Raw genomic sequence first — 15,802 nt, forward strand, 5'->3', positions numbered from 1 at the left:
CTTTGAGAATTTTAACCACAAACAGCACAAATATTTTCACAAATAACACAATCATCTGTGAAATCTGGGAAATAAAATAGAGAAGAAACTATTCAAACTAACATTATAAAAAGCAAAGTATTTTCTCCTACTAAAGACATCTTTGCCATAATAAATTCTCAAAGTTTGTGTCATCAAATTAAAATTTTATTTAAAAATTATGAAAAAAATATTCAACATAATCATCGCTTTTGGATTGGCTTTAGGTTCGGTCTCCTGCGTGTCGAAACTGGCATACAAGGAGCCTGAGCTTGAGCTCCCCGAAACGTTCAAATATACTGCAACTGCAGATACGGCAAGCGTTGCCAACTTAGAGTGGAAACAATTTTTCAGCGATCCGATGTTGCAAAGCTTAATTGAAAAAGGAATTAAAAACAATTACGATTTACAGATTGCTTTAAAACAGGTAGCTTCTTCACAGGAGAAATTAAAACAGGCAAAATATCTTCAGTATCCTGATGTAGGTTTCGGCGTTTCTGCACAGATTTCAAAACCTTCTAAAAACAGCATGAACGGGCAAAGCTTGAACCTGTTTTTAGGAAAAAGCTATGTTGAAGATTATAATGCAGCCTTCAATCTTTCCTGGGAAGCCGATATTTGGGGAAAAATCAAAAATCAGCAGGAAATTTCAAGAATGCAATATCTTCAAACATATGAGGCAACAAAAGCAATCCAGACTCAGGTTGTTGCAGCAATTGCCCAGGGATATTATAATTTGTTGATGCTCGACAAACAGTTGCAGATTGCCAACTCAAATTTAGAATTGAGCAAAAACACCCTCTCCTTGACAGAAAAATTATGGAAAAGTGGTGATACAACTTCTTTGGGAGTTCAGCAGGCAACGGCTCAAAAGCAGTCTACAGAGTTGTTGATCACTCAACTGGAGCAAAATATAGCCATTCAGGAAAATGCATTGAGTATTTTAATCGGAGAAAATCCAGGCAAAATCAGCAGAACGATTGAAATGTCAGAAACTTCTTTACCTCAGGATATTTCTGCGGGACTTCCAGCAGCAATGGTGAGCCGCCGTCCGGATGTACGCCAACAGGAATTGGCATTATTGGAATCCAACTCAATGGTGGGAATTGCTCAGGCCAATATGTATCCTTCATTGAAAATCACAGCAAACGGAGGGGTAAATTCGTTTAAAATTGATAACTGGTTTCAGATTCCGGCATCGTTGTTCGGGTCTGTTTTAGGAGGAATCACTCAACCTATTTTCCAGAAAAGACAATTGAAAACTGACTTAAATGTGGCTAAAATTCAGAGAGAGAAAAACGTATTGGCTTTCCGTCAATCGGTTTTAAATGCAGTGGGTGAAGTTTCTGATGCCTTGGTTTCTAATGAAAGTCTAAAAGTTCAGGAACAAAAGGCAACGGAACAGGTAGCAACATTAAAAGACGGAATCAAAAGTGCCGAAATGCTTTACAAAGGCGGAATGGCAAACTATTTAGAAGTAATAACAGCTCAGGGAAATTCTCTACAGGCAGAACTTAATCTGGCGTCTGTAAAAAGACAGAGATTAAGCAGTATTGTAGACTTGTACCGAGCGTTAGGAGGCGGTTGGAAGTAGTAAATTAAATTATATTGTTTAATGGAATGCGGTCTTTCGGGGCTGCATTTTTTGTTTTTAAATAAAAAAACATTCACACTGTCATTCTGAACAAAACAAAGTGGAGTGAAGAATCTAGAATTATTCGTAGAGATTCTTCCTTCGTCAGAATGACAAAAATGCTGCAAAAAGTATTCATAAAGTTTGTCATTCAGAGCGAAACGCAGTGTAACGTGGGATCTAAGCAATATATTTTAAAATTCTTGCCGAGATTCCTACGGAATGACAAAGTGTACGTAATATTTTCACTCTTGAAATCGCTCATTAATATACTCAATCAACCCCTCAAAGTCCTCCTGAGAATACCCCAACTGCAAATAATGAATATCATCCGCTTTTCGGTACCAGGTCAATTGGCGTTTTGCATATCTTCGGCTATTTTTCTTAATTTCAGAAATGGCAAAATCCAACTCCCATTCCCCATCAAAATATTTGAATAATTCAGAATATCCAACGGTCTTCAGAGCCGTTAAATCTTTAAATTCTTCCAGATTTTTAGCTTCTTCCAACAAACCTTTCTCCATCATAATATCCACTCTCCTATTGATTCTGTCGTACAATTCTTCTCTTGACGCTTCAATGCCAATCCTGATCGTATTAAAATCTCTGGAATCTTGTGAAACAGCAATTTGTTCCGAATACTTTTTATTCGTTTGCCAGATAACATCAATTGCACGTAAAAGTCTTCTATGATTATGGAAATCAACCACAGCAAAATATTCGGGATCTAATTCTTTTAGAATTTCCTGAAGTTTTTCAATGCCTTCGTTTTCTAGAATATCATGTAATTTTTTCTGATTTTCTTCATCAGCTTCGGGTAAATCATTCAATCCTTCAATCACCGCTTTTTCATACATCATACTTCCACCCACCAAAATGACGGTATCATGATTTTTAAAAAGTTCGTTGAGCTTTTTTAAAGCATCTTCTTCATATTGCCCAATGGAATAGTATTCCTGAACTGAAAGGTTTCCGATAAAATGATGAGGTACCTCCGCCAATTCCTCAGCAGAAGGCGCTGCAGTACCGATTTCCATTCCTTTAAAAAACTGACGAGAATCACAGGAAATAATTTCTGTATTGAAATGTTTTGCCAAATCAATTGCCAGTCTTGTTTTACCAATTCCGGTGGGTCCTACTACAGAAATCAAATTTTTCTTTTTCACAGCGCTAATTTACGAAAATTGATTTTTTTGTTTTAACGCAAAACCCGGAAAATAAAGTTGCTATTTTGTTTTTAAACCATCAATGACATTTAAATAGTAAGTCTAATTGAGTGGAAAATCAAATAGATTTTATAAGTATTATGCTAAAGCGAAGCCGATCTTTATATTCTTAACTTCTTAACAGGAATCTTAATGGTTTAAAATTAACAGGAATCTTAATGGTTTAAAATAAATGTAAAATTACATCATTAGGCGTTAAAACGTTGAGTTTTCATCTTGTCACATTATAGACTTAAATGTTTATCTTTGTACGACAATAAAAAACTATGATTTTATCAATGACAGGCTTTGGTAGAGCCGAAGACGTTTTTGAAGGAAAGAAAATTACAATAGATATTAAATCACTGAACAGCAAAAGCTTTGATTTGAATATTAAAATTCCTTTGCGTTATAAAGAGAAAGAATTTGAGATCAGAAAAATTCTTAATGATAGACTCATCCGTGGAAAAGTAGACTGCTACATCAATATAGAGAATCTTGAAGAGACCAATGATGTAAAAATCAACAAAGGATTGATTGATTCTTACATTAATGAACTTCGAAATATTGCATCTGATGGACCCGATTTCGAATATCTGAAAATGGCGGTTAGACTTCCGGACGCGATCACTTCCAGACCCGATGAATTGTCTGAAGGTGAATGGGAAGCTTTAGCAAAGATTGTAAATACTGCAATTGACCGTTTTGAGGAGTTCAGAAAAACAGAAGGTAAAATTCTGCATGAAGAATTAGAAAGAAACATTCAGAATATCGATAAGTATCTGAACGAGGTTATACCTTTTGAAGAAGAAAGAATTGTAGCTGTACGGGAACGTTATCAGAAAACATTGAAAGAATTTGAAAATGTCGACGAAACCCGTTTTTATCAGGAGATGGCTTATTTCACCGAAAAATTGGATATTTCTGAGGAAAAAGTAAGATTAGCCCAGCATTTGAAATATTACAAAGAAGTAATGGACAATGAAGATTTCAACGGAAAAAAACTTGGGTTTATTTCTCAGGAAATCGGCCGTGAAATCAATACTTTAGGTTCAAAAGCGAACCATGCTCAAATTCAGAAACTGGTAGTGATGATGAAGGATGATTTGGAAAAAATTAAAGAACAAACGCTCAATGTTCTGTAAGAAGCAAGTAAAAAGAGCCAAGTAAAAAGAAAGTATTTAGTCAATCAATTATCATTCATCTCTTATCATTTATGAATAAGGTTATCATATTTTCAGCACCGTCAGGGAGCGGAAAAACTACATTAGTAAAGCATTCTCTGGAAGTTTTTGATGAATTGCGGTTCTCAATTTCTTGTACAACAAGACAGCCTAGAGGAAGTGAAGTTCATGCGGTGGATTATCATTTTTTGACACCGGATGAATTCAGACAGAAAATTGCGGAAGATGCATTTGTAGAATTTGAGGAGGTTTATACGGATAAATATTACGGTACTTTAAAATCTGAAGTTGAAAAGATCTGGAATCAAGGAAAAGTCGTTATTTTTGATGTTGATGTAAAAGGAGGAATTTCCCTGAAAAAATATTTTGGAGAAAAAGCATTGTCAATTTTCATTGAACCACCTTCCATTGAAGAGTTGGAACGAAGATTGATCTCAAGGAACACAGATGATGCAGAGACCATCAAAACCCGCGTAGCAAAAGCAGAAGAAGAAATGTCTTATGCTAAAGAATTTGATAAAATCGTCATCAATACTGATTTGAACGAAGCAAAAAAAGAAATAGAAAGTTTAATAAAAAATTTTATAGAAGAAACTAGAAGTTAGACTTAGTTTTAAACACAAATTTTAACTAATATCAAATTTCTAACCTCTAACTTCTGTAATCAAAAACATTGAGGTTGATATGAGTACCGAAACATTAGAAAAAGCTAAATCTACCATTCCTGTAAAAGGATTTCTGGATATTAAAGATTTGGTAATTCCTCAAGGAGAAGAGCTTGTAAAAGCAATTCTTAAATTGAAAGAAGAAAAAAATGCGGTCATTTTAGCGCATTATTACCAGCCTGGAGAAATTCAGGATATTGCCGATTTCCTGGGAGATTCTCTTCAATTGGCAAGGCAGGCAAAAGATACGAATGCGGATATGATTGTATTCTGTGGAGTACATTTCATGGCTGAAGCAGCAAAAATTCTGAATCCGACTAAAAAAGTTGTCCTTCCCGACACAATGGCGGGATGCTCTTTAGCAGACGGCTGCTCAGGAGAAGGTTTAAGAAAAATGCGTGAACAGCATCCGAATGCCTTAGTTGCAACCTACATCAACTGTAACGCTGAAACGAAAGCAGAAAGTGATATTATCGTCACAAGTTCCAACGCCGAAACTGTCATTGAAGCCCTTCCAAAAGACAGACCAATCATTTTTGCACCGGATAAAAATCTGGGGAGATATTTATCTCAGAAAACAGGCCGCGATATGATACTTTGGGATGGAAGCTGCATCGTTCACGAAGCCTTTTCCATGGAAAGAATTGCAAAACAATTGGCAGAGAACCCAGATGCAAAATTAATTGCTCATCCGGAAAGTGAAGAAGCGGTTTTGAAACTAGCTCATTTTATCGGTTCTACTTCCGCATTGTTGGATTATGTACAGAAAGACGATTGTCAGAAGTTCATCATCGCAACAGAGGAAGGAATTTTACACGAAATGAAAAAACGTGCTCCTCATAAAGAACTGATTCCTGCTTTGGTATTTGATGAAAGCTGCAACTGTTCAGAATGTTTCTACATGAAACGCAATACAATGGAAAAATTGTATTTATGTATGAAATATGAACTTCCGGAAATTATTATCGACGAAGAATTGAGATTAAAAGCATTAAAGCCAATCGAGGCAATGCTTGATCTTTCTAAAAGTATAAAATAAAATTAAAGCACTGTTTTTACAGTGCTTTTTTCTTTTTCAAAATTTTAGCACAAAAACTTTGGTGTTTTAAAATAATTTGTACATTTGTTCAAGTAACAATGAACTTTTTAAGAAACATATCTGATATTTCTATTCCGGATTTCTCTATCCCGGAAGGAAACTTTGTTTCTATTATTGCTACAACAACTACGACTACCCCATAACGGGGTAAATTTTCACATATCATTCACACGCGTGTACTCTTTTTTTGAAGAGTAAAACTTCACTTTTCATAACCTAAATAAAATATAATGAAAGTTTTAAAATTTGGCGGAACTTCTGTCGCCAATGCCCAAAATATATTAAAGGTCGAAGATATTATAAAAAAAGAATCTCTGAAAAACAGAGTCGTAGTTGTGGTTTCTGCACTTCATGGCGTAACAGATCAATTGATAAAAGCAGCAGAATCAGCTTCCCAAAACAATGAAAATTATTTTCAAATAATTAAAAATATTGAAGAAAAACATCTGGATTTAGTCAAAGAATTAATTCCGATTTTGGATCAAAGCTCTTGGCTGAGCTTCGTTAAAAAACATTTTAATGATATTGAAGACATCTGCAACGGGATTTTCGTATTGGGAGAATTTACTGACCGAATTAAAGATAAAATAACCTCTTATGGTGAATTTCTTTCTTCAAATATAATTACCGCAAGATTAAAATCTGAAGGACTGAATGTTCTTTGGATGAATTCTGCAGAAAATATTACTACCAACAGTAATTTCACAAATGCAAAAGTACATTTTGAAGCTACGGAAAAAAATCTGCTTCAATTTTTAAATGAAAACCAAAACCAGATTATTATTGCCCCAGGATTTATTGCTAAAGACGAGAAAGGAAATGTCACAACATTAGGACCGGGCGGTTCAGATTATACTGCCTCTATTATTGCTTCCGCTATCAATGCTGATGAACTTCAAATCTGGACAGACGTTAGCGGAATGATGACCTCTGATCCCAGATTGGTTTCCGATGCAAAACCAATTCCTGAGATTTCATATTCTGAAGCCATGGAGCTTTCGCATTTCGGAGCAAAAGTTGTGTATCCTCCTACCGTACAGCCCGTCATGGTAAAAAATATTGATTTAAGAATTAAAAACACTTTTGATCCTGAAGCTCCGGGAACATTAATATCTCACAATCTGAAAAAAAATGACCCTGAAAACGAACCAATTGCTGTTGGGATTTCAAACATGAGCAATATCGCTCTGCTGACTTTAGAAGGAAGCGGAATGATCGGAATTCCCGGATTTTCTGCAAAACTATTCCAATGCTTAAGCAATGAAAAAGTGAACGTAATACTCATCACTCAGAGTTCATCCGAACATTCCATTACTGTTGCGATTCATGAAAAAGATATGATAAAAGCTAAAAATGCTATCGATTCGGCTTTTGAAGATGATCTGAAACTAAAAAGACTTGAACCTGTAAAAATTGAAACCGGTTTATCCATCGTAGCATTAGTTGGCGAAAATATGAAAAGCCGAAGTGGTGTAAGTGCCAAAATGTTTGGCTGCCTGGGAAATAACGGCATCAATATCAGAGCGATTGCACAGGGATCTTCAGAAAAAAATATCAGCATTGTTATTTTAGAAAAAGATATTAAAAAGGCTGTCAATGTTCTACATGAAGAGTTTTTTGAATCGGAGATAAAACAGATCCACCTTTATATCTGCGGAACAGGAAATGTAGGAAAGAAATTAATCCAGCAAATTTATGATCAGAATGAATATCTTAAAGAAAACCTCCTGATCAATTTAAGAATCGCAGGACTTTCCAACAGCCGGAAAATGATTTTCGCGGATAAAGGAATCCCGGAAAATGATTGGAATGATTGGAATCAACATGGCGAAGAAACTTCTGTGGAAAAATTTGCCAGGGAAATTATTTCACGGAATTTAAGAAACTCTGTTTTTATAGATGTGACGGCCAGCTCCGAAGTTCCGAATATGTATGAAAAATTATTAAAAAAGAGCATTAATATTGTCGCCTGCAACAAAATTGCGGCTTCTTCCGGTTTTGAAAATTATAAATTATTGAAATCCATTTCCAGAAACCACAGCTGCAAATTTTTATTTGAAACGAATGTAGGAGCCGGACTTCCGATTATCGGAACAATTAATGACCTGATAAGAAGTGGTGATAAAATAACTTCCATCCAGGCAGTTTTAAGCGGAACTCTGAATTTTGTTTTCAACAATTATAACGGCAGCAAGACCTTTTCCGAAGTTGTAGCCCAGGCTCAGAAAGAAGGTTATACCGAGCCGGACCCACGACTTGATTTATCCGGAACCGATGTTGCACGAAAAATTTTAATCCTGGCAAGAGAGGCCGGCTATTCCCTTGAATTTAGTGATATTGAAAATGAAAATTTTCTTCCGGAGGAATGTATGAAAGGTAATGTACAAGATTTTTATCAATCGCTTACAAAATATGAAGATCATTTTAAAAATATATTTGACAGAGCCAAAAATAATGGTAAAATTTTAAAATACGTGGCAGAATTCAATGATGGAAAAGCCAAAGTCGGGCTGCAGCATATTGCTCCTGAAAGCGATCTTTTTCATCTGTATGGGAAAGATAATATTGTAATCTTTAAAACTTTGAGATATTCTGAACAGCCTTTGGTTGTAAAAGGTGCGGGAGCCGGTGCAGAAGTAACCGCAAGTGGCGTTTTTGCCGATATCGTTCGTTCTGTTTAAAATTTTAATTATGGGAAAAATTAAATTAAAAGTACCTGCAACTATTGCCAATCTGGTTTGCGGGTTCGATATTTTGGGAATGGCAATTCACGAACCTTATGATGAGATGGAATTTAAACTCCTGGAAACCTCCGAAATTATTATCAGACATAAGGATAGCTTCAGTTTACCCGAAAAACCAACAGAAAATGTTGCCGGAGTCGTTTTATTAAAAATCCAGGAATATTTAAATTTGAAAACAGGCTTTGAAGTCATCATTAATAAAAAGATAAAACCAGGAAGCGGGCTAGGCTCCAGTGCGGCTAGCGCCGCCGGAGCCGCCATCGGAGCCAATGAATTATTGGGAAATATTTTCACTAAAGAAGAACTGGTTTATTTTGCAATGTTTGGGGAAGAACTGGCTTCCGGCGTAAAACATGCAGATAATATTGCACCTTGCATTTTTGGAGGAATAACTTTAGTGAAATCATCCAATCCTATTGATATTACTCCCCTGAATTCTCCTGATTTATTGGTGACCGCAGTTCATCCGCAGGTTGAAGTAAAAACTTCTGATGCAAGACAGATTCTGAAGAAAAATATTCTTCTGAAAGATGCAATAGAACAATGGGGAAATATTGCAGGATTAGTTGCCGGAATTCAGAATAATGACTTTGGATTGATTGGCAGAAGCCTGAATGACGTCATAGTAGAACCCATACGAAGCATTTTAATTCCGAGGTTTAACGATATCAAAGAAAATAGTCTGGAATTAGGAGCTTTGGGCGGAGGAATTTCAGGTTCCGGGCCGTCAATTTTTATGATTTCGGAAAAAGAAGAAATTGCACAGAAAATCGCAGATATGATGAAATCTGTTTATAATGAAATTGACATTGAAAGCTTCGTGTATGTTTCAAAAATAAATCCGTCAGGAATTAAAATCATCGAAAATTAAAATTTAGCCCAATGAAGTATTACAATTTAAAAGATAAAAAAGAAGCTGTTGATTTCAAAACTGCGACCATAAAAGGACAGGGAAAAGAAAAAGGTTTATTTTTTCCTGAATTTATTCCAAAATTTGATCTGGATTTCATTGAAAATTTACATCAATATTCCGATGAAGAAATTGCTTTTCAGTGCATGAAAGATTTTATTGGGGATGAAATTCCTTCTGATGTTTTAAAAGAAATCGTTTCAGAAACCATTAATTTCGAAATTCCTTTGAAAAAAATTAATGAAAATACTTATTCACTAGAACTTTTTCATGGACCTACTTTGGCATTTAAAGATGTTGGAGCAAGATTTATGAGTCGTATTCTTTCCTATTTTCTGCAGGATGAAGATAAAAAGGTAACGGTTTTGGTTGCAACTTCAGGAGACACGGGAGGCGCAGTTGCCAATGGGTTTTATCAAACTGAAAATATTGAAGTTGTTATCCTTTATCCTAAAAATCGTGTGAGTGAAGTTCAGGAAAAACAATTAACTGCTTTAGGTGAAAATATTTCCGCCCTGGAAGTTGACGGCAGTTTTGACGATTGCCAAAGTCTGGTAAAACAGGCTTTTTCGGATAAGGAAATAAATTCAACTTTATTTTTAACCTCCGCGAATTCTATTAACGTCGCAAGATGGCTTCCTCAGCAGATTTATTATTTATTAGCGTTAAAACAATGGCAGAAACTGGAAAAAGAAAACCCTGTTATTTGCGTTCCCAGTGGAAATTTTGGCAATATTTGCGCAGGAATTTTAGCTCATTTCAGAGGACTTCCTGCTGAACATTTTATTGCTGCCTGTAATGAGAATGATGTAGTTCCGCAGTATTTAAAAACACAAAAATTGGAATCTAAAGAAACGGTTGCTACGCTTTCGAATGCAATGGATGTCGGAAATCCGAGCAATTTTATACGAATTTTAGAGCTTTTTGAAAATCATTTTGAAGATGTAAAAAGTAAAATTTCAGGCTATTCCATTGATGATGACAAAACATTACAGACCATCAAAGAAGTTTATGAAAAATTTAATTATTTGCTGGATCCCCACAGTTCAGTCGCTTATACAGCAATGGAACAATATTTGAAAGAAAATCCAGGTAAAAAAGGTTTTATTTTGGCAACAGCACATCCTGTAAAGTTTCCTGATGCAGTAGAAATGGCAGCACAAGCCTCTATTGAACTCCCCAAGTCTTTAAAAGATTTAATGAAAAAGGAGAAAAAAAGTCTTGAAATACAAGCTGACTTTGCAGAATTAAAGCGAATTTTGCTTGATAAAAATTAAGAAAATATGAGCAAGATTTATCTTGAAGACGTAAAAATATATGCCTATCACGGCGTTTTACCTGAAGAAAATGTTATCGGAACATATTACATTCTCCATGTGGAACTTCACACCGATTTGTGGAAAGCAGCGGAATCTGATGATTTGAACGATACTATAAGTTATGCAGACATCAACCACATCATCCATGATGAAATGAAGATTAAATCTAAATTACTGGAGCATGTAGCAGGAAGAATCATTTCTAAAATTCATGATAAATTTTCCCAGATTGATTATATCAAATTAAAAATTACCAAAACTGCTCCTCCTATGCAAGGCGAAATGAGAGGCGCAAGTATCGAGCTGGAGCAAAGTTTTAAACCTGAAAATTAAATTTACTTCGTTTTCTAAAATTTTATACATTGAAAATCATCAAAATATTATTTCTAGTAGCTTTTATCAATGCTTTTGGACAAACAAATGTTGAGAGTCAGACTGTCGTATATAATTTCCCAAAGATAAAATCCAACATTACCATGCCGGTAACGATTCCACTTTCGGAAATCAGTAACATGATTAATGCTTCTGTAAAAGAGCTTATTTATCAGGACGACTCTTATACGGATAACAATAATGACCAGTTCAAAGTCAAAGTATGGAAAACCCGACCTATACGTTTAGTAGGAGGAACAAATCAAAATATTTTAATTGAAGTTCCTTTAAAGATCTGGGCAGAAAAAGGTATCGGAACATTAGGCATTTACACCTATCAAAATACAACTTTTGAAACCGTGATGTCTTTTAATACCACATTAACTTTCCAAAACAACTGGACCATTACAACCAATACAAAACCCAATGGTTTTAGATGGGTAACTAAACCTGTTTTAGATTTTGGGAAAATTCAAATTCCGATCACGTCTATCGTTGAAAAAAATTTAATCGAACAGCAGCAAAAATTCTGTAAAACCATTGATCAGCAAATGGCATCTCAATTGAATTTCCAGCAATATGCTGTAACGGCATGGAATGCTTTTTCACAGCCTTTTAATATTTCAGAAGAATATAATACCTGGTTGAAAGTCTCCCCTATTGCCGTAAATATTACTCCGTTAAAATTTTATGCCAATCAGATCAATACCAATATTGGAATTGATATATATTCTGAAACCTTTACAGGCACTAAACCGGAGGCTTCACAACCTATAAAAACAGCCTTAAACTTCAGCTTCTCCCCTAGCTTAGGAGATAATTTTTTATTACAGACAACAGCCAATATTCCTTATACGGAAGCCAGTAATATTGCTAGAAAGACATTTTTGAATAAAGAATTCGACATAAGGGATTCGAAGGTGAAAATTACTGACATTAGAGTATACGGAATAGATGATAAAATTATGATTGAAGCTCAAACTGAAGGCTATGTAAAAGGAACCTGTATTATTTCAGGGATTCCGGTATATGATGAGGCCAAAAAGAAAATTGTCCTTTCAGGAACCAAATTCAAACTTAAAACTTCTAATTTTTTACAGAAAACAGCATCTGTATTATTTCAGGGAAAAATCGTAAAAATGATAGAAGAGGAATATGGAATTCCTACACAAGACCTTGAAAACAGCTCGAAAAAAAGTATTGAAGAAGCTTTCAACAAAGAATATTATAAAGGACTAAAAATGAGTGGAAAGGTTTTTAATCTTAAACCTACAAAAATACTCTTAACATCAACAGCCATTACAGCCGTTATTGATACCAACGCATCCTTAAAATTAATTCTTGCCGGAATTTGAGTTATACTCTACTCTAAACAAGCTTTTTTAAAAAATTTATCCCACTGATAAACAAGATAAAAGGATTCACAATACAGAAATATAGCATAAAGTTTTTGCTAAATAATAAATTTTACTATATTTGCAGACGTAAAAAATGGTGCTTTGGCCGAGCGGCTAGGCAGTGGTCTGCAACACCATCTACAGCGGTTCGAATCCGCTAGGCACCTCCAAAAACTCAAATCTTAAGATTTGAGTTTTTTTGTTTAATACTGGTCCAAACATCTAATCTGACCAAGAGACAATTCTATAGCCACCATTGATCTGGATTAGAATATTTTATAAATGAAATTTAAAAATATTTATATCATTTAACTCCTTCTTTGGAGTCCAGGTCTTTTTTCTTAGGATCCATATATTTTTTGTAATGGGGAAAATCATAACCGTAATACCCGAATCCTGATCTGTTGCTACTCTTCCGAAGAAATAGGTACAGGCAAACGGTAAAAAACATGAGTAGTACAAACAGTAAAATCAGTTTGATGAATGAATAATCAAATAAGTCCATGGCAAGTTTTTTAGTTTATACAAATCTACAAAAATAACATCATTATAAAAAAACTAAAAAAACTGTTTTTTGAAGTTTTTTTTTCGTAATAAAATCAAAAAAAATGTAAAAAAATCACCTAAAATAGATTTATAATTATTTCATCACTTTTTGACTTAATACAATATTTTTTTCACCAAAAAGTCCATATGAAAGCACAAAACCTAGTGTTTAAAGTACTTTTAAGCATATTTTTTCAGGAATAAAAAAAGACTTTTATTTTTCCCTCAAGAAAAAGTGAAATAAGTATTCAAAAAACATTACAAATACTGAACAATAAAGCAATTTAAAATCTGGAATTCACTTTTTGTAATTGAAAAATTCAAAGTATCGATTTCCTTCATTCCACTAATTTTAACACTTATTAACATTATTTGGCTTTAAAATTGAAATTATCATTACAACCATTGATAAATCTTTGTCAATAAAAAATTGAATTATGAAAAAGATAGTGTTAGCAAGTTTTTTGTCAGTATTTTTAATGACAGCTTGTAAAAAAGATGATCAAGTAGCTGAAAAATCTCTGGAGCAACAAAAAATAGAGTTTCAGATGAGACAGCTAGAAATTGAAAAACAGAAATTAGCTATTGAAAAAGAAAAAATGGCTTACGAAGCTCAAAAACAAGCAGACAGCATTGTTGAAGCTAAAAAAGCAAAAGAAGCCGCTTCAAATTCAAATAATTCAAGACCACAGGTAACCAGAGAGAAAACCATCTATAGAGAAAGTTCAGGCTCAAACGGAAGTTACGCCAATAATGGAAGTAACAGCACCGCTTCGCAGGGAACAACTCAGAAAAAAGGGATGAGTAAAGCAGCAAAAGGGACTATCATCGGAGCCGTAGGTGGTGCAGCAGCAGGTGCCATTATTGCTAAGAAAAACAGAGGACTTGGTGCTGTAATCGGTGGCGTTGTAGGAGGCGCAACCGGATATACGATTGGTAGAGCCGGAGATAGAAAGGACGGTAGAGTTCAGCCTAGTAATTAATTATTTTTCAATATAACACTAAAAGATTGCTTATTTTTAAGCAATCTTTTTTTATGATTTTAATTTTACTTTCAACAATTTTAATTATTCCGGTTTTAATCGGTTGGGGAAGAATTTCAGAACATTTATTAACTCCTCTATTCAAAGGAATTTCAGGAAAAATATTTTCCGGAATTTTAACCGTCAGTTTGATTTGGACTGTTCTTTCCTTCTTTATTCCGTTAAATATTTATATTGAAATCCCTACTCTTATTTTGGGATGGATTTATTTTATTAAAGATAAATTGTACAAAGAATTTACTCTTTCAAAAAAAGATTCTCTGTTAATTTCAGTTATTTCGTTGATCATTATATTTTGTGGTTCTTTCTATCCTTTTATTTTGGATCATTTTGGATACTATGTACCTACTATAAAATGGCTGAGAGAGGTTGGATTAATCAAAGGGATTTCAAATCTTGATCTTACACTTGGGCAAATGTCGGTCTGGCATATTTTCCAAGCGGGTTTTTCAAATTTTTCCGATCCTTTTTTAAGAATAAATTCAATTTTATTAATTGTTTACTCCTTATATACCATAGAAAGAAAAAGCTGGATTCATTTATGCTTTCTTCCCGTTTTATTATTATTTACTCAATCTCCAAGTCCGGATTTACCAACAATTATATTCTCTCTGGTTCTCTTAAATGAGATTTTACGAGAAAACAAAAATTTCTCTCTTTTATTTACTTATTCTGTTTTTGTTTTTTTAATTAAACCCACTACAATCTGGCTCCCAATCTTATGTATCTTATATTTTATTTTTATAATAAAATCAAATGTTAAACAACTTATTCCAGGAGCAGGGATTCTTATTTTATACATCTTCAAAAACATCTACACTTTTGGCTATCCGGTTTTCCCTATTGCCATAGGAAATTTGGGACTTGATTGGCAAGCTAATCCTGAAATTTTAAAGAATTCTTCTCAATATGCTCTTCAAAAAACATATGATATGCAATATTCCTATATGGAAATCCAGCAATTTTCCTCATTTGAATATATTAAAAACTGGTTATTCGTAGATGGAATAAAGTCAATAATTAATATTCTTTTTATTTTAAGCTTAATTGCATTCTTTGTATTTACAATTATCAGAAAAAACAAAGTTATCACTTTACTTTTTATTTCAATTCTTATTAAGAGTTCTCTGACTCTATCATTTTCAGCTCAATACAGGTTTTTCATAGATGTTTTCTTTGTAGTTTTTTTTATAGTTTTTCTCAACTTTTTCAATCAAAAAAGATCAATTGCTTTTTTTTCAACAGCAGTTTTATTTTCAATAGTTTTTTTATCTTTTCCGAATATTCTTAAAAGATACCTACCCAGCTTTAGCTTAGGAAGTACTATGGGAAAAATTACAACCAAACAATTCTACAAGCCTTCAGTATATAAAGCTATTGAATTCAATACTTTTAAAATCGGTAATTTAAATTTCAATGTTTCAAAAAAATATCCGCTCAACTACAGCACTCCCCTTCCCGCTATTTCCGAAGGCTACGTTTTTGAGTATATAAAAGCCGGAATTTTCCCTCAGCTCATCGATGAAACCAATATCAAAAGTGGATTTATCTGGAAAAAATTAAATTCAAAGGAAAAAAACGAAGCAGAAAACGTGATCAATTCTATCAACAATCTGTATAAACAGAAGTAATGTATGAGCCTTTTTATCTGAAGAAAAAGCCGTAAA

The 15,802-nt window shown here is 33.9% G+C and carries 13 protein-coding genes and 1 tRNA gene; 12 read left to right on the forward strand and 2 right to left on the reverse strand.

What is annotated here, in order from left to right:
- Nucleotides 1-199 precede the first annotated feature (199 nt).
- Nucleotides 200-1,612, forward strand: coding sequence for an efflux transporter outer membrane subunit (locus MKS83_RS09700; RefSeq protein ID WP_240582997.1), 1,413 nt, complete (start codon nucleotides 200-202; stop codon nucleotides 1,610-1,612).
- A gap of 284 nt (nucleotides 1,613-1,896) precedes the next feature.
- Here MKS83_RS09700 and miaA read toward each other — a convergent pair whose 3' ends face one another.
- Nucleotides 1,897-2,817 carry a tRNA (adenosine(37)-N6)-dimethylallyltransferase MiaA gene (gene miaA, locus MKS83_RS09705; RefSeq protein ID WP_240582998.1) on the reverse strand — a complete coding sequence of 307 codons (921 nt, stop codon included), beginning with the start codon at nucleotides 2,815-2,817 and terminating at the stop codon, nucleotides 1,897-1,899.
- A gap of 326 nt (nucleotides 2,818-3,143) precedes the next feature.
- Between miaA and MKS83_RS09710 the strand changes: the two genes are divergently transcribed.
- The 9 genes from MKS83_RS09710 to MKS83_RS09750 all read left to right on the forward strand — a co-directional run bounded on the left by MKS83_RS09710 (nucleotide 3,144) and on the right by MKS83_RS09750 (nucleotide 12,716).
- Nucleotides 3,144-4,001, forward strand: coding sequence for a YicC/YloC family endoribonuclease (locus tag MKS83_RS09710; protein ID WP_240582999.1), 858 nt, complete (start codon nucleotides 3,144-3,146; stop codon nucleotides 3,999-4,001).
- Between the two features lie 71 nt (nucleotides 4,002-4,072).
- Nucleotides 4,073-4,645: a guanylate kinase gene (gmk, locus tag MKS83_RS09715; protein ID WP_240583000.1), complete on the forward strand. Its 573-nt coding sequence runs from the start codon at nucleotides 4,073-4,075 to the stop codon at nucleotides 4,643-4,645.
- Between the two features lie 79 nt (nucleotides 4,646-4,724).
- Nucleotides 4,725-5,744, forward strand: a complete 1,020-nt coding sequence (gene nadA / locus MKS83_RS09720; protein ID WP_100376654.1) for a quinolinate synthase NadA — start codon at nucleotides 4,725-4,727, stop codon at nucleotides 5,742-5,744.
- 290 nt (nucleotides 5,745-6,034) lie between these two features.
- On the forward strand, nucleotides 6,035-8,485 hold the full coding sequence (gene thrA / locus MKS83_RS09725; protein WP_240583001.1) for a bifunctional aspartate kinase/homoserine dehydrogenase I: 2,451 nt from the start codon (nucleotides 6,035-6,037) through the stop codon (nucleotides 8,483-8,485).
- Nucleotides 8,486-8,495: 10 nt separating this feature from the next.
- Entirely contained in the window at nucleotides 8,496-9,419 is a 924-nt protein-coding gene (locus MKS83_RS09730; protein WP_240583002.1) for a homoserine kinase, read from the forward strand.
- 11 nt (nucleotides 9,420-9,430) lie between these two features.
- Nucleotides 9,431-10,735, forward strand: a complete 1,305-nt coding sequence (gene thrC / locus MKS83_RS09735; RefSeq protein WP_240583003.1) for a threonine synthase — start codon at nucleotides 9,431-9,433, stop codon at nucleotides 10,733-10,735.
- A gap of 6 nt (nucleotides 10,736-10,741) precedes the next feature.
- Nucleotides 10,742-11,110, forward strand: a complete 369-nt coding sequence (gene folB / locus MKS83_RS09740) for a dihydroneopterin aldolase (RefSeq protein WP_240583004.1) — start codon at nucleotides 10,742-10,744, stop codon at nucleotides 11,108-11,110.
- A gap of 29 nt (nucleotides 11,111-11,139) precedes the next feature.
- Nucleotides 11,140-12,504 (forward strand): DUF4403 family protein, encoded by a 1,365-nt coding sequence (locus MKS83_RS09745; protein ID WP_240583005.1) that lies wholly within the window; start codon nucleotides 11,140-11,142, stop codon nucleotides 12,502-12,504.
- A 138-nt stretch (nucleotides 12,505-12,642) separates the two neighbouring features.
- Nucleotides 12,643-12,716, forward strand: a tRNA-Cys gene (locus MKS83_RS09750).
- A gap of 134 nt (nucleotides 12,717-12,850) precedes the next feature.
- Here the strand turns inward: MKS83_RS09750 and MKS83_RS09755 are convergent.
- Nucleotides 12,851-13,051: a hypothetical protein gene (locus MKS83_RS09755; RefSeq protein ID WP_240583006.1), complete on the reverse strand. Its 201-nt coding sequence runs from the start codon at nucleotides 13,049-13,051 to the stop codon at nucleotides 12,851-12,853.
- 478 nt (nucleotides 13,052-13,529) lie between these two features.
- Here MKS83_RS09755 and MKS83_RS09760 point away from each other — a divergent pair, with 478 nt between their 5' ends.
- A complete protein-coding gene (locus MKS83_RS09760) occupies nucleotides 13,530-14,075 on the forward strand; it encodes a YMGG-like glycine zipper-containing protein (protein WP_240583007.1) in 546 nt (181 codons plus the stop codon).
- Nucleotides 14,076-14,128: 53 nt separating this feature from the next.
- A complete protein-coding gene (locus MKS83_RS09765) occupies nucleotides 14,129-15,766 on the forward strand; it encodes an LIC_10190 family membrane protein (RefSeq protein WP_240583008.1) in 1,638 nt (545 codons plus the stop codon).
- Nucleotides 15,767-15,802 lie beyond the last annotated feature (36 nt).

It is taken from the genome of Chryseobacterium sp. Y16C, from assembly GCF_022488405.1.
Classification (GTDB): Bacteria; Bacteroidota; Bacteroidia; order Flavobacteriales; family Weeksellaceae; genus Chryseobacterium; species Chryseobacterium geocarposphaerae.

Excerpts from the sequence above, each read along its gene's own strand:
- MKS83_RS09700 (WP_240582997.1), top strand. The coding sequence starts at position 200 with ATGAAAAAAATATTCAACATAATCATCGCTTTTGGATTGGCTTTAGGT.
- MKS83_RS09710 (WP_240582999.1), top strand. The coding sequence starts at position 3,144 with ATGATTTTATCAATGACAGGCTTTGGTAGAGCCGAAGACGTTTTTGAA.
- gmk (WP_240583000.1), top strand. The coding sequence starts at position 4,073 with ATGAATAAGGTTATCATATTTTCAGCACCGTCAGGGAGCGGAAAAACT.
- nadA (WP_100376654.1), top strand. The coding sequence starts at position 4,725 with ATGAGTACCGAAACATTAGAAAAAGCTAAATCTACCATTCCTGTAAAA.
- thrA (WP_240583001.1), top strand. The coding sequence starts at position 6,035 with ATGAAAGTTTTAAAATTTGGCGGAACTTCTGTCGCCAATGCCCAAAAT.
- MKS83_RS09730 (WP_240583002.1), top strand. The coding sequence starts at position 8,496 with ATGGGAAAAATTAAATTAAAAGTACCTGCAACTATTGCCAATCTGGTT.
- thrC (WP_240583003.1), top strand. The coding sequence starts at position 9,431 with ATGAAGTATTACAATTTAAAAGATAAAAAAGAAGCTGTTGATTTCAAA.
- folB (WP_240583004.1), top strand. The coding sequence starts at position 10,742 with ATGAGCAAGATTTATCTTGAAGACGTAAAAATATATGCCTATCACGGC.
- MKS83_RS09755 (WP_240583006.1), bottom strand. The coding sequence starts at position 13,051 with ATGGACTTATTTGATTATTCATTCATCAAACTGATTTTACTGTTTGTA.
- MKS83_RS09760 (WP_240583007.1), top strand. The coding sequence starts at position 13,530 with ATGAAAAAGATAGTGTTAGCAAGTTTTTTGTCAGTATTTTTAATGACA.
- MKS83_RS09765 (WP_240583008.1), top strand. The coding sequence starts at position 14,129 with ATGATTTTAATTTTACTTTCAACAATTTTAATTATTCCGGTTTTAATC.